Genomic DNA, 23047 nt, shown 5'->3' with positions numbered 1-23047 from the left:
TCTATAGGGTGAACCATGATCCCGAGGCTGCGTATGAGCCGACGGAGCAAAGAGCGTTGGGGCCAGAATGACAGCAGATATTTCACTCCGTCCGGCCGACCATCCGGCCGTCAAATCAGGCAAGATTGGCGTCCTGCTGGTCAATCTCGGCACGCCTGACGGGACTGACTACGTTTCTATGCGCCGTTATCTCAGGGAATTCCTGACCGATCGCCGCGTCATCGAATGGTCCCCCTGGAAGTGGTATCCGATCCTGTTCGGCATCGTGCTCAACAGACGCCCGCAGAAGGTCGGAAAGGCCTATGAGCTGATCTGGAACAAGGAAAAGAACGAAAGCTATCTGCGCACCTACACGCGCAACCAGTCGGAGCTGATGGCCGAGCGCCTGAAGGATCTCACAAACGTCAAGGTCGACTGGGGCATGCGCTACGGCACGCCGTCGATCGCCTCGCGCATCGAGGCGCTGAAGGAAGCGGGCTGCGATCGTATCGTGCTTTTCCCGCTCTATCCGCAATATGCGGCGGCGACGACCGCGACCGTCAACGACAAGGCCTTCCAGAAGCTGCTCACCATGCGCTGGCAGCCGGCGCTGCGCACCGTGCCCGCCTATCATGACGACGAGACCTATATCGAGGCGCTCGCCCAATCCGTCGAAAGGCACCTTTCGACACTCGACTGGAAGCCTGAAATGCTCCTCGCCTCCTTCCACGGCATTCCGATGTCCTATTTCAAGCAGGGTGATCCCTATTACTGTCAATGCCAGAAGACCGGTCGGCTGCTGCGCGAACGGCTGGGGCTCGCCAAAGAAAACTTCATGGTCACCTTCCAGTCTCGCTTCGGGCCGGAGGAGTGGCTGCAGCCTTACACCGACAAGACGGTGGAAAAGCTCGCCCAGGACGGGGTCAAGCGTATCGCCGTCATCAATCCCGGCTTCGTCTCCGACTGTCTGGAAACGCTGGAGGAGATCGCCGAACAAGCTGCCCATTCCTTCCACGAGAACGGCGGCGACAAGTTCGCGCATATTCCGTGCCTTAACGACAGCGAGGACGGGATGAAGGTGCTGGAAAAGGTCGTTCGCCGCGAATTGCAGGGCTGGGTCTGAGACCTTCCTTCACAAGATAGCGTCGGACGAATAGCCGGCAACAGCACAATGACTTAGCCGAAACGGAACTTCTTTTTCGCCTGGAGCCTGGGCGGTTGCGCCCGCATTTCTTCCTCGCAAATAACGTGCTAACTCACCACATGAGTAGGGCGGGCGCGCATGCGCCGATTGGAGGAATTCTTCATGCTGTTGGGTGGCTTCGACATCGTCGTGATCGTGCTGGTCATCTTCGTCATCATGGTGCTCTTCGCCGGGATCAAGACCGTGCCGCAGGGTTACCGTTATACGATCGAGCGCTTCGGCCGTTATACCCGCACGCTGGAGCCCGGCCTGAACCTGATTACCCCCTTCATCGAGCGCGTCGGCGCCCGCATGAACGTGATGGAACAGGTGCTGAACGTGCCGACCCAGGAGGTGATCACCAAGGACAACGCCTCGGTCGCTGCCGACGCCGTCTCCTTCTATCAGGTGCTGAACGCCGCCCAGGCCGCCTATCAGGTTTCCAACCTCGAAAACGCCATTCTCAATCTCACCATGACCAACATCCGCTCGGTCATGGGTTCGATGGATCTCGACGAACTGCTCTCCAACCGCGATGCCATCAACGATCGGCTGCTGCGTGTCGTCGACGAGGCCGTGCATCCTTGGGGCATCAAGGTCACGCGTGTCGAGATCAAGGACATCCAGCCGCCGCGCGATCTCGTCGACGCGATGGCCCGCCAGATGAAGGCCGAGCGCGAGAAGCGCGCCCAGGTGCTGGAAGCCGAAGGCTCCCGCAATGCGCAGATTCTGCGGGCCGAAGGCGCCAAGCAGTCCGCGATCCTGCAGGCCGAAGGCCAGCGTGAAGCCGCCTTCCGCAACGCCGAAGCCCGCGAACGCCTGGCCGAGGCCGAAGCCAAGGCAACGAAGATGGTCTCCGAAGCGATCGCCGCCGGCGACGTCCAGGCGATCAATTATTTCGTCGCGCAGAAATACACCGAGGCGCTGACCTCGATCGGTTCCGCGCCCAATTCCAAGATCGTGATGATGCCGATGGAAGCCTCTTCCATCCTGAGTTCGCTCGGCGGCATCGGCGCCATTGCCCGCGAAGTCTTCGGCGATGCCGGCAATCCGCCGCCGCCACCTCCGTCGCGTCCGCGTCCCGCCCCAGTGCGCTCGACGCCGCCGATCAATCCGCCGAATCCCAATCCTTTCAACCCCGATCCGGAGCGATAAGCCATGCTGGCGAAGATCGTCGCCGAACTCGGTCCGTGGAGCTGGTGGGTCGCAGGCCTCGTGCTGCTCGCCGCGGAATTGATCGTGCCGGGCTTCTTCCTGGTCTGGATCGGCCTTGCCGCCCTCATCGTCGGCGCCTTGTCGCTGCTCTTCTGGGATAGCGCCTTCTGGGTCTGGGAACTGCAGGCGATCCTTTTTGCGCTTCTTGCCGTGGCCACGACCTTCGCCGGCCGTCGGCTGACCCTGCGCAACGCCGAAACCGACGAACCTTTTCTCAACCAGCGCGGCGCCAGCCTCGTCGGCCGAACGGCGACGCTGCATGAACCGATCCGCGAGGGTCACGGCCGCATCCGCCTCGACGATACGCTATGGCAGGTGATGGGACCCGATCTTCCCGTGGGAACGCAGGTGAAGGTGGTCTCGTGTCACGGCCGCGACCTGAAGGTCGAGCCAATCTGATCGCAGTCCGATCAGGCGACGCCGATCCGCAGCAGGTCGTGGAAATGCACCAGCCCGAGCGGCCGGTTGTCCTCGTCGATGACGATCAGCGCACCGATATGATGCTGGTTGAGCAGCGCCAGAGCAGCAGTCGCCAGCACCGTCGGCTTCACCGTCTTCGGCGTCCTGGTCATGATATCGTCGACGGCAAGTTCGGCCAGATTGCGGGTCAGGTTGCGCGCCATGTCGCCTTCGGTGACGATACCGCAGAGCCGGCCATCCTCGTCGAGCACGCCGACGCAGCCGAAATGTTTGCGCGAAAGCACCGTGATCGCCTCCGGCATCGAGGTGCCCTTGGCAACGAGCGGCAGCCGCTCGCCGGTATGCATGATATCGGCGACATGCATCAGGCTCGCGCCCAATTTGCCGCCTGGATGGAAGACGTGGAAATCGGTGGCGGTAAAACCGCGCGCCTCCAAGAGCGCCACAGCCAGCGCATCACCGAGAGCAAGCTGCATCAGCGTCGAGGTGGTCGGCGCCAGGCCGTTCGGGCAGGCTTCCTGCTCGTTCGGCACCTGAAGGACAATATCGGCCGCCGTCGCAAGCGAAGAGCGTTCGCTGCAGGTAATCGCGATCAGCGGAATGGAGAAGCGTCGCGTGAAGGAAATGATGCTCTTCAGCTCAGCGCTCTCGCCGCCTTTGGAAATCGCCAGGACGACGTCGTCGCGCGCGATCATGCCGAGATCGCCGTGATTGGCCTCGGCCGCATGCACGAAAAAGGCAGGTGTGCCCGTTGAGGCGAAGGTCGCCGCCAGCTTCGCGCCGATATGGCCGCTCTTGCCGACACCGGTGACGATGACGCGTCCGGAGATATCGCCGATGACTTCGACGGCCCGTGTGAAAGGGCCGGCCAATCCATTGTCAAAAGCCCGTTCGAGCGCTTCGAGACCGCGTTTTTCGGTCTCTATCGTGCGTTTTGCCGATTCGAGCACGCTGTTTTCAACGAGTTTGATCGCTCTTTTGTTCATGCGACTGCGTTAGACCTTTTCACTTTCCAAGTCCACCCCGCACTATTTCCGAATTGTGAACAGCGCCGTCCCGCGGCAACGAATGATTAACCACAAGGCTTTACCTTTGGGTAAGAACCGAAAAGCATTTCAGGCGCGAATTGATGGGCCCACCAAAACAGACGAGCAGTGTGACGCCGCTCCGCGCCATGAGCTGTGCCGTCTCTTTTGCTGCGTTCGGTGGTCTGCTTTTGAGCCAGGCGGCCTTCGCGCAGTCCGCCTTGTCACAGCAGGCAGGCGCAACCACGAACCGCGCCGCAGCTTCCCAGGACTACCGCGCCACGAACAATGCGGCGGCCGCCGGTTTCGATAACGAGACCGACGATTCAGCCACTCCGGCCGCAAGCGGTACAGCAGCAAACGCGGATGATGCTCAACAACGGCCGGCCATCCCGGATGCGCAATCAGGTGATGACATTACCGGCTCCATTCTCGACGACGACATACGCCGGCTGAACACCCGCGAGGCACGGGTCGATGAGACGCTGCAGCGCCGCGGCGCGGTCGAAAGCGCCTCGACGGCGGAAACGCCGGGCATTCCGATCGGCACTTTCGTGCTCCGCCCGAGTGTTACCCAAAGCATCAACACCGAGACCACCAAGGACGGCAAAACAAGGCAGCAGCGCGCCTTTCTCGAAACCGATGCGGCCGCGACGCTCACCTCCGATTGGAGCCGGCACCAGCTGACCGTCACCTCGGAAGGCGCCTGGCAGAAGAATGTCAGCGGCGAGGGCGAGGAGCAGCCTTCCTTCAAGGTCAACGGCGATCTCAGGCTGGATCTCTCCCGTGATACGGTCGCGCACCTCACCGGCGGTTACAATTTCTACCGCGAGGATACGGATGACCCCGACGCCATCGCCGGCGCAACGCAGCAGTCTGACGTGCAGGAATTTTCGGCCGGGGCCTCCATCCAGCGCGATTTCGGCATCCTGCGCGGCACGACCGCGCTGGCGCTGACCCGCTCGGTTTATTCCGATGCCACGCTCGCAAGCGGCGCGACTGTCAACTTGAGCGACCGCAACCAGACGACGGGCACGCTGCGCGGCCGAGTCGGCTACGAGCTCTCTCCTGCACTCATCCCCTTCATCGAAGCCACGATCGGCCGCACACTCTACGACGAGACACGGGATTCCGCCGGCTACGAGCGTTCGGGCCACAGCTATGGCGCCAAGGCGGGCGTCGAGATCGATCTCGGCGAAAAGCTGAAAGGCGAAGTCGGCGTGGGCTACGCGATGGCGGATTTCGAGGACAGCCGGCTGTCCTCGATCGATACGGCCACGCTCGATGCGAGCCTGCTCTGGTCGCCGATCCGCGGCACCGATGTCAATCTCGGCCTGCAGACGAGCATCCAGCCCTCGACCACCGCAGGCGAGAGCGGCTATGTCTCGCACGCGCTGACGACGACGGTCACCCACCAGCTGCGCGACAATCTGGTCGGAACGATGATCGGCGGGGTGACGTGGCGCGACTATCCCTCCGACAGCAGCATCAACGACGAGCTCGTCTATACCACGGCGACCGGCCTGACCTGGAACATCAACCGCTATCTCGACCTAACCAGCACGCTCGGCTACGAGCTGACGGCCCGCAAGGACGGCCCCGACTCGCAACAATGGCGCGCAGGCGTCGGCCTGAAGCTGAAAAGATAAACGCCGCGCACCCGGTGGGATGCGCGGCGCTCTGCCAATCTATGCTGAGCGAGGCCTTAGTTCAGGCCGGCAAGCAGTTCCTTGAAGCCGCCTTCAACCGACGGACGGATGTCCGCACGTTCGAGCGCGTAGGCGACGTTGGCCAGGATGAAGCCGTCCTTGGCACCACAGTCATAGGTCGTGCCGCGGAAGTGGTAACCGGCGAAATCCTGTTCCTTGAGCAGCTTCAGCATGCCGTCGGTGAGCTGGATCTCGTTGCCGGCGCCGCGCTCCTGGGTTTCGAGGATCTTGAAGATCTCCGGCTGCAGGATGTAGCGGCCGTTGATGAAGAAGTTGGAAGGCGCCGTCCCCTTGGCGGGCTTTTCCACCATGCCGGTGATGCGGAAGCCTTCGCCGATCGCTTCGCCGACGCCGACGATGCCGTATTTATGCGCCTGGTCGGGCGCGCATTCCTCAACGGCGATGATGTTGCCGCCGCTGTGGCCGTAAAGGTCGATCATGCCCTTCATGCAGCCCTTGTCGCCCTTCATGATCATGTCGGGCAGCAGCAGGGCGAAGGGCTCGTCGCCGACGATTTCGCGGGCGCACCACACGGCATGGCCGAGGCCGAGCGGCTCCTGCTGGCGAGTGAAGCTCACCGTACCGGCCTTCGGCAATTGCTGGGCTAGAAGGGTGATTTCAGCCTTCTTGGCGCGCTCGCGCAACGTCTGTTCCAGCTCGAAATGAATGTCGAAATAATCTTCAATAACGTGCTTGTTGCGCCCGGTGACGAAGACCAGATGTTCGATCCCGGCTTCGATCGCCTCATCGACGACATACTGAATGATTGGTTTGTCGACGACGGTCAACATTTCCTTCGGAACAGCCTTTGTTGCCGGCAGGAATCGCGTTCCCAATCCGGCAACCGGAAATACTGCTTTACGAACTTTGTTGTGTTGAGCCACACCGGCCTCCTGCTTCGATCATATCGCTTTGGAAATAGAGCTTTTTAGCTTCAACTAGTATAGAATTGCTACTGTTTTGCAACTGGTGACCCCCGCGGGCCGTCATGGTAAAGAATTTGTTGACTCCGTTCCTGTAGTCTCGGGTTTGGGCGGACATGATGCCCCGCTGCGCCGGAAACTGAAGATGTGGGATACGACTGTCGATGACCCAGAATCACAAAAACTCCCTTCGTGGCCTTGCTCTCGCACTCATTGTCGCAGCCCAGGTAGGGCTCGTCCCCGACAACGCTAGAGCTGATTCCCGGTTCCAGAAGTGGATCGCGGATTTCTACCAGACAGCCGCTCAGAGTGGCATCAGTAAGGCAACCTATCAAAAGGCCTTTTCCGGGGTGAGCGAGCCTGACCCCACAGTGCTCGAAAAGGCAGCCTATCAGCCGGAGTTCACCTCGAAGATCTGGGACTATGTCGATTCTCGCGTCAATCCCTACACGGTCAAGATTGGCCGCGAGATGGCCGTCAAGCATGCGAGGACGCTGGCCGCGATCGAACAGCGCTTCGGCGTCGACAAGACCATTCTGCTCGCCATCTGGTCGATGGAATCGAATTACGGCGCGATCCTCAACAAGGACGACAGGCTGCACTACGTGCCGCGCGCGCTGGCAACCCTTGCCTATGCCGATCCGAGCCGCGCCAAATTCGCCAAGAAGCAGCTGGTCGCCGCGCTGAAGATCCTGCAGAACGGCGACGTGCCGGCACGCGAAATGACCGGCTCCTGGGCCGGCGCCATGGGCCACACTCAATTCATTCCGACAAGCTACCTGCTTTATGCGGTCGATGCCGACGGCAACGGCCATCGCGATATCTGGAACTCAGTGCCGGATGCGCTGGCGACCTCGGCCAATCTGCTGATGAAGAACGGCTGGGACGCCGGCAAGACCTGGGGGTACGAAGTCGTCGTTCCCGCCGCGGCCGCCAAGCAGACAGGAAAGACCCACACGCTGGCCCAATGGGCAGCACTCGGCCTGACGCGCCCGAACAGCAAGGCCTTTCGCGATGGCGACACCAAGGCCATGCTGAAGATGCCGGCCGGGGCCAGTGGCCCGGGCTTTCTGATGACCGCCAACTTCTTCACCATCAAGAACTACAATGCTGCGGACAGCTACGCGCTTGCCGTCGGCCTGCTGGCCGACCAGATCGCCGGCTACGGCGGCATGCAGCAGCGCTGGCCACGCCCGGACGGCGCGCTCGATATCACCGAGAAATTCGAGTTGCAGACCCGCCTCAAGACGCTCGGCTATTACGATGGCGAGGTCGACGGCAATTTCGGCTCGGGTTCGAAGGCGGCGATATCGGCGGTACAGTCGCGCATCGGCATGCAGCCGGACGGCGAACCGTCGATGCCGCTTCTGAACGCATTGCGCCGCTAGATCGGCATGTTTTCCACCACATCGGCTGGAGTTCGGCATCCGCATTCAAATCAGGGAAGTTGTGCTTGATCTTGCCCGAAAACCACCCACACTTTTCGGCATGATGCTCTACAACAGGCAAAACCCTGACCTAGATAGCAGCAGGAGTGGACGCTGGCCTACCCCCGTGCAAGATGCCGGCAGATGCGGAACTGCCCATGACTGAGAAAACTGATCGGACGCGTAAAATCCGTTGGCTGATGCTCGTCTTGACGGCGGCTTCGCTATGTCTCGGCGCGTTTGTGCCCGTGCATATCGCCGAGGCCCAGGAGCAGCGCTATCAGCGCCGGTCGATCCTCGATTTCCTTCTCGGCCGACGCTATCTCGACGATGGGCCGCAGGCCCCTGACGCCCCGCAGCCGCGACACCAACAGCGCAAGCGCCCGCCGGCGCAGAAAGCCATCGTCAATACCCGTACCACGCCCCCGGCCCGCGCTCCCGTACAGGAGGAGGAGCTGGCGGTGCAGAAGCTCGGCGACGCGCGCAAGATCCTGATCGTCGGCGATTTTCTTGCCAGCGGCCTTGGTGACGGCCTCACCGCCGCCTTCGAGACTTCGCCTGGTGTCGTCGTCGAAGCCCGCGGCAACGTCTCCTCCGGTCTTGTCCGCGACGACTATTACGACTGGCCGGAACAACTGCCGAAAATGATTGACGAGATGAAGCCGGCTATGGTCGTCGTCATGATCGGCGCCAACGACCGCCAGCAGATGGTGACCGATACTGCCAAAGAGAAATTCCGCACCGATGGCTGGTTTGCCGAATATCGCCGCCGGGTCCTTTCCTTCGGCAAGGAAGTCACGGACCGCAAGATTCCCCTGCTCTGGGTCGGCCTCCCGGCCTTCGAATCAGACTCGATGACGGCCGACGCCGTCCAGATGAACCAGCTCTACCGCAATCAGGTCGAAAGCATCGACGGCGAATTCGTCGATATCTGGGATGGCTTCGTTGATGAAAACGGCAACTTCATCGTCACCGGTTCCGATGTGAACGGCCAGCAGGTGCGCCTGCGCACCTCCGACGGTATCAACCTGACCCAGGCCGGCCGGCGCAAGCTTGCTTTCTATGTGGAAAAGTCCGCCCGCCGCATTCTCGGCACCCAGGCAAGCCCGGATCTGGTCCGCCTCGACTCCAGCAACTTGCCCGGTCTCGGCCTCCCCGCCAATCCGGTCGAGCACACCGTGCCGATAAGTCTCTCCGATCCCAATCTCGACGGCGGTGCCGAGCTGCTCGGCGCCAGGCCGCCGCCGATGACGCTGTCGAAATCGCCGCGCGACCTCCTGGTCGAACAGGGCGAGATGACGCCCGCCCCTACCGGCCGGGTCGACGATTATCGCCTGCCGGCCGCAAAGGCACCGGCCGAAGTCTCGGTGAAATGATAAGGCCGCCCAAGGCGGCCCTCGCTCCGTCTTGCTTACTTGGCCGCCGCCTGCGGCCAGCTTAGATAATAATAGTTCTGGCCGATCAGACCGAAGTAGGCATTGCTGTCGTTCGTCTGGTCGACATAGCTGCCGTTCTGCTTGACGAAGGTGCCGTCGGCGCCGCGCTCCAGATGCGCGTCGAGGAAGTCGCTCCAGCCGCTGACGTCGATCGCCTTGCCGGTCTTGCTGTCCGTATCGGGATCGTCGACGTCCCAGGCGGCGATCGATACGCCCTGCGTCGGATCAGAGATGGTGAGCGTGCCGGCTTCCAACGCAGCCAACATGTCGTGAGCCTTGCCGCTCTCGCCTTCCGCCGCAGCCGCATCCTGAAGCTGCTTCTTCAGCATCGACATGAAGGAGGCGCTGGTCACGTCGGCACTGTCACCGCTCGTATCGGTCTCGTCGGACGTGTCGTTCTGGGCCGAAAGCGTATTCAGCAACCCGGAGAGGGCTTGGTTGGAGAGAAGCGAGGAAGAGCTTGGATCGAGGCCGTAGCTGCTCAGGATGCTGGCGGCCGACGAATTCTGTGTATTATCCGAGCTTTCGTCGGCGCTACGAAGGTTCTTCAGGGCATATTGGGCCGAAACCATTCTGGTATTATCAAGTGCGGAAACCATTTGAAAAATCCTTGTCGATCGTTTGCGGCGGTCAACGTTCCTGGCGCCGGGGTCGATGATGAAATGCTTGCGCGGCCGAAACGGCGGGCACATCCGCTCCGGTCGCCACCGGCTCGTCCTGAGCCCGCGTCCGGCGTAAAGCCTCGCTTCCCGGCATTGCTTGAGGCTTGCGGCGCAGGCCGGCGCGTCAAGCGGTCGCACCCGCAACAGGGCGCCTTGGCGGACGCGCGACGCTCAATAAAAAACTCCGCCGGAGGGGCGGAGTTCATGTCTTCGGGAACGTGCGTTCGGCCGTGATCAGTTCGGCAGGACGGTGGAGCCCATCAATGACTCGTCGATCGCCCGCGCCGCCTGGCGGCCTTCGCGGATCGCCCAGACCACCAGCGACTGGCCGCGGCGCACGTCGCCCGCCGTCCAGAACTTGTCGATCGAGGTCTTGTAGTCGCGGTCGTTGGCGACGACATTGGTCGAGCCGCGCTTGTCGGTGTTGAGCGTCAGCTTGCCGTCGAGCTCCTTCAGCACGCTTGTTGTGAACGGGCCGCGGAAACCGATCGCGATGAAGGCGAGATCTGCCCGGATGACGAATTCTGTGCCCGGCACCGGCCGCCGGCGCTCGTCGACTTCGCAGCACTTGACGCCGGTCAGCACACCGTCTTCACCAACGAATTCGAGCGTCGCCACCTGGAATTCCCGCACGGCGCCCTCGGCCTGCGAGGAGGAGGTGCGCATCTTCGTCGCCCAGAAGGGCCAGACGGCAAGCTTGTCTTCCTTCTCCGGCGGCTGCGGGCGGATGTCGAGCTGGGTGACCTTGACGGCCCCCTGGCGGAACGCCGTGCCGACGCAGTCCGAAGCCGTATCGCCGCCGCCGACGACGACGATATGCTTGGCGCCGGCAAGGATCGGGTCCGACGGCCAGCCGACGCTGTCGATGTTCTCGCGCCCGACGCGGCGGTTCTGCTGCACGAGATAGGGCATCGCATCATGGACGCCCGCAAGGTCCGTGCCCGGAATGCCAGCCTCGCGCGGCGTCTCGGAGCCGCCGCAGTAAAGAACGGCGTCATGATCGGCGAGCAGTTGCTCGACCTTGACGTCGACGCCGACATTGACGCCGCAATGGAAGGTGACGCCCTCGCCCTTCATCTGCTCGACACGGCGGTCGATGAAGTTCTTCTCCATCTTGAAGTCAGGAATGCCGTAGCGCAGCAGGCCGCCCGGCTTGGTCTCGCGCTCGTAGACATGCACGTCATGACCGGCGCGGCCGAGCTGCTGGGCAGCAGCCATGCCGGCGGGGCCGGAGCCGATGACGGCGACCTTCTTGCCGGTGTGGACGGTCGCCGGCTGCGGCCTGATAAAACCGAGCTCATAAGCCTTGTCTGCAATCGCCTGCTCGACCGTCTTGATCGCGACCGGTGCATCCTCGAGATTCAGAGTACAGGCTTCCTCGCAGGGAGCGGGGCAGACGCGGCCGGTGAATTCTGGGAAGTTGTTGGTCGAATGCAGATTCTGGATCGCCGCTTCCCAGTTGTTGTTGTAGACGAGGTCATTCCAGTCGGGGATCTGGTTGTGCACCGGGCAGCCGGTGGGGCCGTGGCAATAAGGAATGCCACAGTCCATGCAGCGGGCGGCCTGTTTCTGCACTTCCGGGTCCGACATCGGGATCGTGAACTCGCGGAAATGCCGGATGCGATCCGACGCCGGCTGGTACTTCGCCACCTGCCGGTCGATTTCCAAAAATCCTGTTACCTTACCCATTTCTTCGTCCCTTACCCTCATGACCGCCTCACCGCGGCCAGTTGTCTGTCGTCAGTCCCCGGTGTTCCGGGCGGGTTGCTTGTCTTGACCGTCATTGGAACTGATCTCCTGAAGGACACCGCGCGATCCGGACGGCCCATCGCCGTCATCATGTTCGTCACGAGTCATCGAGATGTTTCCGTCATCCGCCATCTGCGGTCGGCAGATGGCGGATGCTCCGGTTCAAATCATTCGGCAGCGATGCCCATCCGGCTGCGCTCCATTTCCTCAAGCGCACGCCGGTATTCCACCGGCATGACCTTGCGGAACTTCGGACGATAATCGGCCCAGTTGTCCAGGATCTGCTTGGCGCGGGTCGAACCCGTGTAGTGCAGATGGTTGGAGATCAGCTGGTAAAGGCGCTCCTCGTCATGGCGGGTCATGTCACCGGAGACGTCGACGCGCCCCTTGTGCATGAGATCGCCGCCGTGATGATGCAGCTTCTCCAGCATATCGTCCTCTTCAGGCACCGGCTCGAGCTCGACCATCGCCATGTTGCAGCGGCTGGCGAAATCGCCGGTTTCATCGAGCACATAGGCGACACCGCCGGACATACCGGCCGCGAAGTTCCGGCCCGTGGCCCCAAGCACGACGACGACGCCGCCGGTCATGTATTCGCAGCCATGATCGCCGACACCCTCGACTATGGCGATTGCACCCGAGTTGCGCACGGCGAAGCGTTCGCCCGCCACGCCGCGGAAATAGCATTCGCCCTCGGTCGCACCGTAAAGCACGGTGTTGCCGACGATGATCGAGTTCTCGGCCACGATCCGCGAATTCTCCGGCGGCCGGATGATGATCTTGCCGCCCGAAAGCCCTTTGCCGACATAGTCGTTGCCGTCGCCGATCAGGTTGAAGGTGACGCCGCGCGCGAGGAAGGCACCGAAGCTCTGACCCGCCGTGCCGCGGAGCGTCACATTGATCGTGTCTTCCTTCAGCCCGCGGTGACGGAAGCGCTTGGCGACTTCGCCGGAAAGCATCGCGCCCGCCGAACGGTCGACATTCTTGATACCGACCTCGAAAGCAACGGGCGTCTTATCGGTCAGCGCCGGCTGTGCCTGCTCGATCAGCGCGCGGTCGAGAATATCGTCGATCGGGTGCTGCTGCCGGCTCGTCCAGAAGGTCTCCTGCTTGGGAGCATCGATCTTGTGGAAGATGCGGCTGAAGTCGAGGCCCTTGGCCTTCCAGTGCGCCAGCATCTCGTCCTTCTCCAGAAGCTCCGAGGCGCCGATGATCTCGTCGAGCCGGGTGAACCCGAGCGAGGCGAGGATTTCGCGCACTTCGTTGGCGACGAAGAAGAAGTAGTTGATGACGTGCTCCGGCGCACCCTTGAAGCGCTTGCGCAGCACCGGGTCCTGTGTCGCCACGCCGACCGGACAGGTGTTGAGATGACACTTGCGCATCATGATGCAGCCGGCGGCGATCAGCGGCGCGGTGGCGAAACCGAACTCGTCGGCGCCGAGCAGCGCCCCGATGATGACGTCGCGGCCGGTCTTCAGACCGCCGTCCACCTGCAGCGCAACGCGCGAACGCAGGCCGTTCAGCACCAGCGTCTGCTGGGTTTCGGCAAGGCCGATCTCCCAGGGGCTGCCGGCATGCTTGAGCGAGGTCAGCGGCGACGCACCCGTGCCGCCGTCGAAACCGGCGACCGTGATGTGGTCAGCGCGCGCCTTGGCGACGCCGGCGGCAACCGTGCCGACGCCGACTTCCGAGACGAGCTTGACCGAAACATCCGAGGTCGGGTTGACGTTCTTCAGATCGTAGATCAGCTGCGCCAGATCTTCGATCGAATAGATGTCGTGGTGCGGCGGCGGCGAGATCAGGCCGACGCCCGGCGTCGAATGGCGGGTCTTGGCAACGGTCGCGTCAACCTTATGACCTGGCAGCTGGCCGCCTTCGCCTGGCTTGGCGCCCTGCGCCACCTTGATCTGCAGCACGTCCGCATTGACCAGATATTCGGTGGTGACGCCGAAGCGGCCTGACGCGATCTGCTTGATCGCCGAGCGTTCCGGGTTCATCGAACCATCGGAGAGCGGCATGTAGCGGTCGGATTCCTCGCCGCCCTCGCCGGTGTTCGACTTGCCGCCGATCCGGTTCATGGCGATCGCCAGCGTCGTATGCGCCTCTCTGGAGATCGAACCGAAGGACATCGCCCCCGTCGAGAAACGCCTGACGATGTCAGCCGCCGGCTCGACCTCGTCGATCGAGACCGGCTTGCGGCCGAGCGCTTCGGCACTCTTGATGTTGAACAGCCCGCGGATCGTGTTCATGCGCAGCGCCGAATTGTTCACCATATCGGCGAATTCGCGGTAGCGATCCTCGGCATTGCCGCGCACGGCATGCTGGAGGGCAGCGACCGCATCCGGCGTCCAGGCATGGCTTTCGCCGCGAATGCGGTAGGCGTATTCGCCGCCGATATCGAGCGTCGTCGCCAAAAGCGGATCCTTGCCGAAGGCCGCCGTGTGGCGGGCGACGGTCTCTTCGGCGATCGCGTCTAGGCCGATGCCCTCGATCATCGTCGCGGTTCCGAAGAAATACTTGTCGACCAGTTCCGATGCGAGGCCGATCGCATCGAAGATCTGCGCGCCGCAATAGGACTGATAGGTCGAGATACCCATCTTCGACATGACCTTGAGGATGCCTTTGCCGACCGCCTTGATGTAGCGGTAGACGACTTCGGAGGCGTCCACTTCCTTCGGGAATTCGCCCTTGGCATGCATGTCGAGCAGCGTATCGAAGGCGAGATAGGGGTTGATGGCCTCGGCGCCGTAGCCAGCGAGCAGGCAGAAATGATGCACCTCGCGCGGTTCGCCGGTCTCGACGACGAGACCGACCGAGGTGCGAAGCCCCTTGCGGATCAGGTGATGGTGGACCGCAGCCGTTGCCAGCAGCGCCGGAATGGCGATTCTGTCAGGCCCGATCTGACGATCGGAGAGCACGATGATGTTGTATCCGCCCTTGACCGCCGCTTCCGCGCGCTCGCAGAGCCGATCGAGCATTTCGGGCATGCCGGCAGCACCGCGCTCGATATCATAGGTGAAATCGAGCGTCTTGGTGTCGAAACGGTCTTCCGTATGGCCGATCGAGCGGATCTTCTCGAGGTCGCCATTGGTCAGGATCGGCTGGCGCACTTCGAGGCGCTTGGCATTCGCCATGCCTTCGTGGTCGAGAATGTTCGGGCGCGGGCCGATGAAGGAGACAAGGCTCATGACAAGCTCTTCGCGGATCGGATCGATCGGCGGATTCGTCACCTGTGCGAAGTTCTGTTTGAAATAAGTGTAGAGCAGCTTCGACTTTTCCGACATCGCCGAGATCGGCGTATCCGTTCCCATCGAGCCGATCGCCTCCTGGCCCGTCGTCGCCATCGGCGACATCAGGATGCGGGTATCCTCGATCGTGTAGCCGAAGGCCTGCTGGCGGTCGAGCAGCGACACGTCGCGGCGCAGCGCCCTCGGCTCCACCGGCTTCAGTTCTTCGAGGATCAGCTGGGTGCGGTCGAGCCAGCTGCGATAGGGATGCGCCGTCGCAAGCTGCGACTTCACCTCGTCGTCGGAGATGATGCGGCCTTCTTCCATGTCGATCAGCAGCATCTTGCCCGGCTGCAGGCGCCACTTCTGAATGATCCTCTCTTCCGGAACCGGCAGCACGCCGGCTTCGGATGCCATGATGACACGGTCGTCATCGGTGACGAGATAGCGCGCCGGCCTGAGGCCGTTGCGGTCGAGCGTTGCGCCGATCTGCCGACCATCGGTGAAGGCAACGGCCGCCGGTCCGTCCCACGGCTCCATCAGGGCTGCGTGATATTCGTAGAACGCCTTGCGTTCGGCCGCCATCGACTGGTTGCCGGCCCAGGCTTCCGGGATCAACATCATCACCGCATGCGACAGCGAATAACCGCCGCGCACCAGGAATTCGAGCGCGTTGTCAAAGCAGGCCGTGTCCGACTGCCCTTCGTAGGAAATCGGCCAGAGCTTGGAAATGTCCTCGCCGAACAGCGGCGAGGAGACCGACGCCTGGCGCGCCGCCATCCAGTTGACGTTGCCGCGCAGCGTGTTGATCTCGCCGTTATGGGCGACCATGCGATAGGGATGCGCGAGCTTCCAAGAAGGGAAGGTGTTGGTCGAGAAGCGCTGGTGCACCAGGGCGACCGCGCTTTCAAAACGCGGGTCCGCGAGGTCCTTATAATAGGCGCCGACCTGGTAGGCCAGAAACATGCCCTTGTAGACCACCGTCGCCGATGACAGCGATACCGGATAGAAATTGCTCTCCTCGCCGTCGAATTCGTCATAGATGCGGTTGGAGATCACCTTGCGCAGCGTGAACAGCCGGCGCTCGAACTCGTCGTTGTTTTCGGCGTCTTCGCCGGCGCCGATGAAGACCTGCACGTGATGTGGCTCGGTCGCGGCGATATCAGGCGCCTTGGAGAGTGAGGAGTTATCAACCGGCACGTCGCGGAAGCCGATGAAGACCTGCCCCTCTTCGACGATAACGTCCTTGATCACCTTCTTGAAGTGCTCGATCTGCTTTTCGTCGCGCGGCATGAAGATATGGCCGACGCCATATTCGCCGGCCGGAGGCAGGGTAATGCCCTGCGCGGCCATCTCCTCGCGGAAGAAACGGTCGGGAATCTGCACCAGGATGCCGGCGCCGTCGCCCATCAGCGGATCGGCGCCGACGGCGCCGCGATGCGTTAGGTTCTCGAGGATGAACAGGCCGTCCTTGACGATCTGGTGCGACTTCTCGCCCTTCATATGCGCGACGAAGCCGACGCCGCAGGCATCATGTTCGTTGCGAGGATCGTAGAGGCCCTGTTTCTTCGGCAGGCCGGAGGCGGATTTGGACGTATTGGCCGTAGCGCGCACCTCTGCAGCAGCAAACCGGTCAAATTCCATGGATGGCGTCTTCGTCATCGTCTTTCCTCCTGTCGAAGCCCGCGCGGCCGCGGGCGGCTTTTCGTTTTGCGCCGCAACCCGAAAATAGGTCCGGCGCATGACAGCGCTGTTGCATTATGAAGATCGGCCGCAGACATCTGCTTGCGAAAGCAAACCGTCGCGTTCCGCGCCTGCCATTCGCCTCCACGCGCCGCCCGTCCATGGGGTTTGGCGCTCGGAAGAACTATAGCGTGAAAGCCGGTCCATTCCAGGGCTTTCGGCACCTCTTCGGCCGCAAGGGCCAAGATAGGACAGCAACACTGTCCTATTTCATCTGTTCTATGCCAGAAAGCATTCCACCCCGCAAGAGCGCATCGCGAAAAATCGTCATTTTGCGACGGAAGATTGCCAAATCAGTCCAGATGAAGAAATAAAATTACGTTTGATGATATCATTTTGTTTATTGATTGCGTAGTTCAATTTCTGTGATGCGTCGCGGAAGACAGCCTTGATCCTGTGAAGCTTTGGCTTAATCTCCGCTTCCGAATTCGCCTGACCCTTCCTTTCCACGGTTTCCCCCATGTTCTTTGCTTCCGATAACTGGGCCGGCGCCCATAGATCCATTGCCGAACGCCTGCTGACGGAATCCACCGGCTTTGCCGCCGCCTATGGCGCCGGCGACCTCGACAGGAAGGTCGAAGCCCGCTTTTCCCAGATCTTCGAGCGTGAGGTTTCGGTCTTCTTCGTTGCCACCGGCACCGCTGCCAACTCGCTGTCGCTGGCAAGCGTCCAGCGCCCTGGCGGCATCACCTTCTGCCATTCGGAATCGCATGTGATCGAGGATGAATGCGGTGCGCCGGAATTCTTCTCCGGCTCCGCCCGCCTCGTTGCCGTCGAGGGCGAAGCCGGCAAGATCGATCCGGCCAAGCTTTCCGCAAAGATCGCGCACTTCCCCGAGGACGCCCTCCGCCATGGACGCGCCAGCGCGGTGACCATTACCCAGGCGACCGAGATCGGCACCGTCTATTCCCTGCCGGAGATCGGCGAAATCGCCGCCATTTCAAGGAAGCGCAACCTGCCGCTCCACATGGATGGCGCCCGCTTTGCCAACGCGCTGGTCGCACTTGGCGCAACCCCTGCCGAGATGACTTGGAAGCGCGGCGTCGACATGCTCTCCTTCGGCGGCACCAAGAACGGTTGCTGGTGCGCCGAAGCGATCGTCTTCTTCAATCCGGATCAGGCGCGCGAAATGCCTTTCATCCGCAAGCGCGCCGCCCAGCACTTCTCCAAGTCGCGCTTCATCGCAGCCCAGTTCGATGCCTATTTCGAAAACGGCCTCTGGCTCGACCTCGCCCGCCATTCGAACGGCATGGCAGAGCGCTTGCGCGCGGGCATCGGCGCGAGCGGTGTCGCCCGCCTCGCCTGGCCGACCGCATCCAACGAAGTCTTTGCCGTCGTCAGCAAGAACGCTGCAAAGACCGCAGAGGAAAAGGGCGCAAAATTCTATGAGTGGCCTATCCCCGCCGCAATGCCAGACCTCGCTTCCAAAAGCGAAGCCCTGATCCGTCTCGTCACCAGCTTCGCGACGACGGAAGCGGATGTCGATGGCTTCCTGAAATGCCTCTCCGCATGACCGCGCGCTCGACAGGCCTGCCGGTGGCGTGATGCCTCACGCCGTCGTCAACCTTCTCACCTTTTGCAGAATATCCTCCGAAAGTGCGGCAACCAGCGCCTGATCCGCGCCCTTGCGCGGCACCAGCACGAATTCCACATCCTCCAGCACCGGCAGCTTTCCCGCGGCGATCTCCTTCAGCCCTGATGGCGCCATGCTGCGCGGCTGCACCAGCACGCCCATGCCCGCCCGCGCCGCCGCCGTCAGCCCGCTCAGGCTGCCGCAGGTGCAGACGATCCGCCACGGCACGCCGTTTCTCCCCAGCGCTTCGAGCGCAATCACCCGCGTCACGCTTGGCGGCGGAAAAGCAATCAGCGGCAGAGGCCCGGAGGCGAGCACACGTTCGGGATCGCGCGCCAGCCAGACGAGCGGCTCGCGATAGACCAGTTTTCCCCTGGCATCGCCGAGCCGGCGCTTGGCGAGCACCAGATCGATCTCGCCATTGTCCTGCATTTCGTAGAGGACGCCAGAAAGCGCCACCGTCAGCTCCAGGTCGACGGAGGGATGGGAACGAACGAAATCCTCCAGCACCGCCGGCAACTGGCTGGTCACGAAGTCCTCCGAGACACCGAGCCGCAGGCGGCCGCGCAGGCTGTTGCTCTTGAAGAGTGACTGTACCTGCCCCTCGATCGAAAGCATGGCGCGCGCATGTGAAAGCAGCGCCTCGCCATCGCCTGTCAGCATCACCTTATGCGTGTCGCGCGCGAGCAGCTTGCGTCCAAGTGTCGTTTCCAGCCGCTGGATGTGCTGGCTGACCGTCGATTGCCCGAGGCCCAGTCTTTCCGCGGCAAGCGTAAAACTGCCCATTTGTTCGACGACGACGAAACTGCGCAATTGCGAAAGGTCCAACATGATCCAGCTTCTCGATAACTGTTATTCCTTGCATCCTGGATCATAATGGACGACAGAACAATGACTCTTTTATAAACGCCCGCGAGATCGCCATGCGCCGCTTTCTGCCCGATACATTCACCATCCTGCTCGTCTGCACCGTCATCCTCGCCTCGCTGTTTCCGGCGAGCGGCACGTTCGCGGATTATTTCGGCATCGCCACCGATCTCGCCATCGCGCTGCTGTTCTTCCTGCATGGCGCCCGCCTTTCGCGCGATGTCGTCATTGCCGGCCTCCTGCACTGGCGCCTGCATCTCGTCATCCTGCTGACGACCTTCGGCATCTTCCCGCTGCTCGGCCTCGGGCTCGGCTTCATCCCCGACACGATCCTGCCGCATCCGCTTTATCTCGGCATCCTCTTCCTCTGCGTGCTGCCCTCGACGGTGCAGTCGTCTATCGCCTTCACCTCGATGGCCGGCGGCAACGTACCGGCCGCGATCTGCTCGGCCTCGGCCTCCAACATCTTCGGCATGTTCCTGACGCCGCTGCTCGTCGGCCTGCTCTTTTCGGTCGGCGGCCATGGCGGCTTCTCCTTCGACGCATTGCAGCAGATCCTGCTGCAGCTGCTTGCCCCCTTCATCGTCGGCCAGATCCTGCAGCCTTGGATCGGCGACTGGATCCGCGCCAAGAAGAAGATCCTGATGCCTGTCGACCGTGGCTCGATCCTGATGGTTGTTTATCTCGCCTTCAGCACCGCAGTTGTCGAGGGCCTGTGGCACACCTTCTCGATTGCCGATATCGCCGTCGTCATCGTCGCCGACATGGGTCTGCTGGCAATTGTCCTTGTTTTGACGATGTTCGGCAGCTGCTGGCTGGGCTTCAACAAACCCGATCAGATCACCATCACCTTCTGCGGCTCGAAGAAGAGCCTCGCCAGCGGCGTGCCGATGGCAAACGTCATCTTCGCCGGCCAGTCGATCGGCGCGATCGTGCTGCCCCTGATGCTCTTCCATCAGATCCAGTTGATGGTCTGCGCCGTCATCGCCCAGAAATACGCCGCAGCAGCAGCCCGCCGCGCAACGGAAAAGGAAATGGAAGAGGCCGCCAGCCCGGCCTGAGCCGCAATAAAAACGGCGCCCCGATGGGAGCGCCGTCCGTGTTACCTGTGAGCGAACGATGATCAGCCGTTGATGACCTGCGCTTCGATCGCCTTCGGAGCGTCGACCGGCTCGGCGGCAATCGCGATCTTGCGGGGCTTCATGGCCTCGGGAATATTGCGCAGGAGGTCGATGTGCAGCAGGCCGTTCCTCAGCGAAGCGGCGGTCACCTCGACATGATCGGCAAGCTGGAAGCGGCGCTCGAAGGCGCGCTTGGCAATGCCGCGGTAGAGGAATTCGCCGCTTTCGGCAGGTTCCTCGTTCTTTTCACCCTTCACGGACAGCACATGGGCATGGGCCTCGATCGAGAGTTCAGTCTCATCGAAACCGGCAACGGCCATGGTGATGCGATAGGTGTTTTCACCGGTGCGCTCGATATTGTAGGGCGGATAGGTCTGCGCCTGCTCCGGCTGGGCAAGGCTGTCGAGCATGGTGAAGAGCCGGTCGAAACCGACGGTCGAGCGATAAAGGGGAGAGAAGTCTACGTGACGCATGATGTCCTCCTGTGGAAGCGACGTGTTGCGATAAAATGCCCCTGAAACCCCATCTTTGGCGGCCTCGGGACGGTTGCGCAGGCCCGTTTGGCACCCGCAGGATGGAGATGGTGATGGGATTTGACGAGTTCAAGACCTTTTTGAATTTGCCGCATTCGGCCCGCTGAACACCGCATGAACGGTCGGTTCGGAAGGCGTTCAGGCGCATCGGCCTAGGGATTCGATGTCGGGTAAATCTGGTCCCGATGGCTGAAGTGCATCGTCCCTTCTTCTTCAGTCTCAACTTCGGCCGGCTGCGGGCACCCTCATGCTCCTGCCGGCCTTTTTGCCGCGCTAGAGCGCCGTGGGTCTTATGGGGTGAGCGTCGCCGCTTTCCAAGCCGGATGCCATGCGTTATCCCTGATAGGCGAAGCAGTCAGCAGCGGCGCATTGGCAAGGTCATGGATCAGGTTCTCTATTCGACGCCCGACAATCCCGCCCCGGAAAACCGCACCGAGGGGTTCTTTGAAACCCATGACGGCCACCGGCTGCGTTACGCGGTTTTCCGCGCCGGGGCCCAGGTCGCCAAGGGCACGGTCGTCATCCTCCAGGGACGCAACGAATATATCGAGAAATATTTCGAGACGATTCGCGATCTGACCGCCAAGGGCCTCTGGGTCGCGACCTTCGATTTGCGCGGCCAGGGCGGTTCGTCGCGGCTCCTCAAGCGTCGCAACCACGGCCACGTCAGCCGCTTCGCCGATTACGAGCGCGATCTCGACACATTCCTCGAAAAGGTGGTGCTGCCGGATACCCGCCTGCCCTTCTACCTGCTCGCCCATTCCACAGGCGGGCTGATCGCACTCTCAGCCGCCCCTTATCTCACCACCCGCATCGATCGCATGGTGCTCTCAGCACCCTTCATCGGCCTGACGGGACAGACGGCCTCGCCGCGCGTCATCCGCACCCTTGCCGGTACGCTGACCGCCGTCGGCCTCGGCTTCATGCCGCTGACCTCGAAACTGAAGGAGCCGGATTTCCGCGACAACCCGCTGACCTCGGACGAACTCCGCTTCGAGCGCAATGTCGCGATGATGAAGGCCCATCCCGAGCTGACGGTCGGGCCACCCACAGCCCGCTGGCTGACCGAGGCCTTCCGCACGCAAGAGCGCGTCACCACGCCCAATCATCTCTTCTCGATCACCATCCCCACAATCGTCATTGCTCCGACGCGCGACGGCGTCGTGCCCTATACGGCGCAGGAGCGGCTCTCGCGCTATTTCCGCGCCGGTCAGCTGGTGCCCATCAACGGCGCCCGCCACGAGATCTTTCAGGAACGGGATATCTACCGCGCCGCAGCACTCGCCGCCTTCCACGCCTTCATTCCCGGCAGCGATGCCGAAGAAAACCAGGACGTCGCCGCCCTCGGCACGTAAGAGATCGGCTTTGCCGACTTGGGCATCGGCTTTGCCGAGCCCGGATTAACGCTGCAGGATGGCGATCGCCTGTTCGTAAACCGCCCGGCTGCCGGCGGCGATGATCGAGCCGCCGTTTTCCGGCCGTCCGCCGTCCCAGGTGGTGATGATGCCGCCCGCGCCCTCGATGACGGGAATGATGCCGCCGACGTCATAGGGCTTCAGGCCGTTTTCGATAACGAGATCGATATGGCCAGCGGCAAGCAGCGCATAAGCATAGCAGTCGCAGCCGTAGCGGAAGAGCCGCACTTGGCTCTCGATCTCGCGGTATTTCTCCATCTCCTCGCCGGCAAAGAGATGCGGCGAAGTGGTGAACAGGATGGCATTCGCCAGCGCCTCGCACTGGCGCGTCGCCAGCCGTCGCTCGCCTTCCGGCCCGGAATAGATCGATCCGTTCTGGTCAGCGAAATAACGTTCGCCGGTAAACGGCTGCTCGATCATGCCCATGATCGCCCGACCTTGCTTCTGCAGGCCGATCAGCGTCCCCCACACCGGCACGCCCGAGATGAAAGCGCGCGTGCCGTCGATCGGATCGATCACCCAGACGTGGTCGCGGTCGAGCCCGACATCGCCGTGCTCCTCGCCGAGAATGCCGTGGTCCGGGAAGTTCGCCTCGATCAGCGCCCGGATGGCAAGTTCGGCCGCCCTGTCGCCCTCCGTCACCGGATCGAAACCCGAGGAAAGCTTGTTCGTGACATCGAGGCCGGAGCGGAAGCGCGGCAGAGTCTCGGCCTTGGCGGCCTCCGCCAGGCGGTTGAAGAACGAGCGGTCAGGAAGCATGGTGGCACCGTTTGCTGGCGGGAATATCGCTTTCATAGCGAAAAGCAGCAGGAATGCAATTACGTGCCGGATGCCCAAAGA

At 62.2% G+C, this 23047-nt stretch carries 18 protein-coding genes; 9 read left to right on the top strand and 9 right to left on the bottom strand.

Annotation, left to right across the window (positions count from 1 at the left end):
* Positions 1-67: 67 nt before the first annotated feature.
* The 3 genes from hemH (at position 68) to EFQ99_RS20505 (ending at position 2776) form a co-directional block, all read left to right on the top strand.
* Complete coding sequence (gene hemH / locus EFQ99_RS20515; RefSeq protein ID WP_126923068.1) at positions 68-1102, top strand: ferrochelatase; 1035 nt, start codon at positions 68-70, stop codon at positions 1100-1102.
* Positions 1103-1285: 183 nt separating this feature from the next.
* Positions 1286-2317 (top strand): SPFH domain-containing protein, encoded by a 1032-nt coding sequence (locus tag EFQ99_RS20510; protein WP_126923212.1) that lies wholly within the window; start codon positions 1286-1288, stop codon positions 2315-2317.
* A 3-nt stretch (positions 2318-2320) separates the two neighbouring features.
* Positions 2321-2776, top strand: coding sequence for an NfeD family protein (locus tag EFQ99_RS20505; RefSeq protein ID WP_126923067.1), 456 nt, complete (start codon positions 2321-2323; stop codon positions 2774-2776).
* A gap of 11 nt (positions 2777-2787) precedes the next feature.
* Here EFQ99_RS20505 and EFQ99_RS20500 read toward each other — a convergent pair whose 3' ends face one another.
* Entirely contained in the window at positions 2788-3783 is a 996-nt protein-coding gene (locus EFQ99_RS20500) for a KpsF/GutQ family sugar-phosphate isomerase (RefSeq protein ID WP_126923066.1), read from the bottom strand.
* A gap of 143 nt (positions 3784-3926) precedes the next feature.
* Between EFQ99_RS20500 and EFQ99_RS20495 the strand changes: the two genes are divergently transcribed.
* On the top strand, positions 3927-5471 hold the full coding sequence (locus EFQ99_RS20495) for an outer membrane beta-barrel protein (protein WP_126923065.1): 1545 nt from the start codon (positions 3927-3929) through the stop codon (positions 5469-5471).
* Between the two features lie 56 nt (positions 5472-5527).
* Here EFQ99_RS20495 and galU read toward each other — a convergent pair whose 3' ends face one another.
* Positions 5528-6415, bottom strand: a complete 888-nt coding sequence (gene galU, locus EFQ99_RS20490) for a UTP--glucose-1-phosphate uridylyltransferase GalU (RefSeq protein ID WP_126923064.1) — start codon at positions 6413-6415, stop codon at positions 5528-5530.
* A 203-nt stretch (positions 6416-6618) separates the two neighbouring features.
* Between galU and EFQ99_RS20485 the strand changes: the two genes are divergently transcribed.
* Both EFQ99_RS20485 and EFQ99_RS20480 read left to right on the top strand, forming a co-directional pair.
* Entirely contained in the window at positions 6619-7842 is a 1224-nt protein-coding gene (locus EFQ99_RS20485) for a lytic murein transglycosylase (RefSeq protein WP_126923063.1), read from the top strand.
* Positions 7843-8015: 173 nt separating this feature from the next.
* Positions 8016-9257, top strand: a complete 1242-nt coding sequence (locus tag EFQ99_RS20480; RefSeq protein WP_208722795.1) for an SGNH/GDSL hydrolase family protein — start codon at positions 8016-8018, stop codon at positions 9255-9257.
* A 35-nt stretch (positions 9258-9292) separates the two neighbouring features.
* Here EFQ99_RS20480 and EFQ99_RS20475 read toward each other — a convergent pair whose 3' ends face one another.
* The 4 genes from EFQ99_RS20475 to EFQ99_RS20460 form a co-directional block, all read right to left on the bottom strand.
* The gene (locus tag EFQ99_RS20475) at positions 9293-9916 is read right to left on the bottom strand and encodes a hypothetical protein (RefSeq protein ID WP_126923061.1); all 624 of its coding nucleotides are present in this window, start codon (positions 9914-9916) and stop codon (positions 9293-9295) included.
* Between the two features lie 297 nt (positions 9917-10213).
* Entirely contained in the window at positions 10214-11668 is a 1455-nt protein-coding gene (locus EFQ99_RS20470; RefSeq protein WP_126923060.1) for a glutamate synthase subunit beta, read from the bottom strand.
* A 227-nt stretch (positions 11669-11895) separates the two neighbouring features.
* On the bottom strand, positions 11896-16617 hold the full coding sequence (gene gltB, locus EFQ99_RS20465) for a glutamate synthase large subunit (RefSeq protein WP_126923059.1): 4722 nt from the start codon (positions 16615-16617) through the stop codon (positions 11896-11898).
* A 348-nt stretch (positions 16618-16965) separates the two neighbouring features.
* Complete coding sequence (locus EFQ99_RS20460; protein ID WP_126923058.1) at positions 16966-17160, bottom strand: hypothetical protein; 195 nt, start codon at positions 17158-17160, stop codon at positions 16966-16968.
* Between EFQ99_RS20460 and EFQ99_RS20455 the strand changes: the two genes are divergently transcribed.
* On the top strand, positions 17159-18211 hold the full coding sequence (locus tag EFQ99_RS20455) for a threonine aldolase family protein (RefSeq protein ID WP_126923057.1): 1053 nt from the start codon (positions 17159-17161) through the stop codon (positions 18209-18211). The two genes, EFQ99_RS20460 and EFQ99_RS20455, sit on opposite strands and share 2 nt — an antisense overlap.
* Positions 18212-18247: 36 nt before the next feature.
* On the opposite strand, the gene EFQ99_RS20450 is transcribed toward EFQ99_RS20455, so the two are convergent.
* Positions 18248-19102, bottom strand: a complete 855-nt coding sequence (locus EFQ99_RS20450; RefSeq protein ID WP_126923056.1) for a LysR family transcriptional regulator — start codon at positions 19100-19102, stop codon at positions 18248-18250.
* A gap of 92 nt (positions 19103-19194) precedes the next feature.
* Between EFQ99_RS20450 and EFQ99_RS20445 the strand changes: the two genes are divergently transcribed.
* Positions 19195-20199: a bile acid:sodium symporter family protein gene (locus EFQ99_RS20445; RefSeq protein WP_126923055.1), complete on the top strand. Its 1005-nt coding sequence runs from the start codon at positions 19195-19197 to the stop codon at positions 20197-20199.
* Between the two features lie 62 nt (positions 20200-20261).
* Here the strand turns inward: EFQ99_RS20445 and EFQ99_RS20440 are convergent, their stop codons facing one another.
* A complete protein-coding gene (locus EFQ99_RS20440) occupies positions 20262-20732 on the bottom strand; it encodes an Hsp20 family protein (protein WP_126923054.1) in 471 nt (156 codons plus the stop codon).
* A 440-nt stretch (positions 20733-21172) separates the two neighbouring features.
* Between EFQ99_RS20440 and EFQ99_RS20435 the strand changes: the two genes are divergently transcribed.
* The gene (locus EFQ99_RS20435) at positions 21173-22147 is read left to right on the top strand and encodes an alpha/beta fold hydrolase (protein WP_126923053.1); all 975 of its coding nucleotides are present in this window, start codon (positions 21173-21175) and stop codon (positions 22145-22147) included.
* 45 nt (positions 22148-22192) lie between these two features.
* On the opposite strand, the gene hisN is transcribed toward EFQ99_RS20435, so the two are convergent.
* Entirely contained in the window at positions 22193-22966 is a 774-nt protein-coding gene (gene hisN / locus EFQ99_RS20430) for a histidinol-phosphatase (RefSeq protein WP_126923052.1), read from the bottom strand.
* Between the last annotated feature and the right edge of the window lie 81 nt (positions 22967-23047).

The organism is Rhizobium vallis, from assembly GCF_003985155.1.
Lineage (GTDB): Bacteria > Pseudomonadota > Alphaproteobacteria > Rhizobiales > Rhizobiaceae > Rhizobium > Rhizobium vallis.
This window is presented reverse-complemented; position numbering and strand designations above follow the sequence as displayed.

What these genes read in the sequence shown, in the direction of transcription:
- hemH (WP_126923068.1), top strand. Translation starts at nt 68, where the DNA reads ATGACAGCAGATATTTCACTCCGTCCGGCCGACCATCCGGCCGTCAAA.
- EFQ99_RS20510 (WP_126923212.1), top strand. Translation starts at nt 1,286, where the DNA reads ATGCTGTTGGGTGGCTTCGACATCGTCGTGATCGTGCTGGTCATCTTC.
- EFQ99_RS20505 (WP_126923067.1), top strand. Translation starts at nt 2,321, where the DNA reads ATGCTGGCGAAGATCGTCGCCGAACTCGGTCCGTGGAGCTGGTGGGTC.
- EFQ99_RS20500 (WP_126923066.1), bottom strand. Translation starts at nt 3,783, where the DNA reads ATGAACAAAAGAGCGATCAAACTCGTTGAAAACAGCGTGCTCGAATCG.
- EFQ99_RS20495 (WP_126923065.1), top strand. Translation starts at nt 3,927, where the DNA reads ATGGGCCCACCAAAACAGACGAGCAGTGTGACGCCGCTCCGCGCCATG.
- EFQ99_RS20485 (WP_126923063.1), top strand. Translation starts at nt 6,619, where the DNA reads ATGACCCAGAATCACAAAAACTCCCTTCGTGGCCTTGCTCTCGCACTC.
- EFQ99_RS20480 (WP_208722795.1), top strand. Translation starts at nt 8,016, where the DNA reads ATGCCGGCAGATGCGGAACTGCCCATGACTGAGAAAACTGATCGGACG.
- EFQ99_RS20475 (WP_126923061.1), bottom strand. Translation starts at nt 9,916, where the DNA reads ATGGTTTCCGCACTTGATAATACCAGAATGGTTTCGGCCCAATATGCC.
- EFQ99_RS20470 (WP_126923060.1), bottom strand. Translation starts at nt 11,668, where the DNA reads ATGGGTAAGGTAACAGGATTTTTGGAAATCGACCGGCAGGTGGCGAAG.
- gltB (WP_126923059.1), bottom strand. Translation starts at nt 16,617, where the DNA reads ATGACGAAGACGCCATCCATGGAATTTGACCGGTTTGCTGCTGCAGAG.
- EFQ99_RS20455 (WP_126923057.1), top strand. Translation starts at nt 17,159, where the DNA reads ATGTTCTTTGCTTCCGATAACTGGGCCGGCGCCCATAGATCCATTGCC.
- EFQ99_RS20460 (WP_126923058.1), bottom strand. Translation starts at nt 17,160, where the DNA reads ATGGGGGAAACCGTGGAAAGGAAGGGTCAGGCGAATTCGGAAGCGGAG.
- EFQ99_RS20450 (WP_126923056.1), bottom strand. Translation starts at nt 19,102, where the DNA reads ATGTTGGACCTTTCGCAATTGCGCAGTTTCGTCGTCGTCGAACAAATG.
- EFQ99_RS20445 (WP_126923055.1), top strand. Translation starts at nt 19,195, where the DNA reads ATGCGCCGCTTTCTGCCCGATACATTCACCATCCTGCTCGTCTGCACC.
- EFQ99_RS20440 (WP_126923054.1), bottom strand. Translation starts at nt 20,732, where the DNA reads ATGCGTCACGTAGACTTCTCTCCCCTTTATCGCTCGACCGTCGGTTTC.
- EFQ99_RS20435 (WP_126923053.1), top strand. Translation starts at nt 21,173, where the DNA reads ATGGATCAGGTTCTCTATTCGACGCCCGACAATCCCGCCCCGGAAAAC.
- hisN (WP_126923052.1), bottom strand. Translation starts at nt 22,966, where the DNA reads ATGCTTCCTGACCGCTCGTTCTTCAACCGCCTGGCGGAGGCCGCCAAG.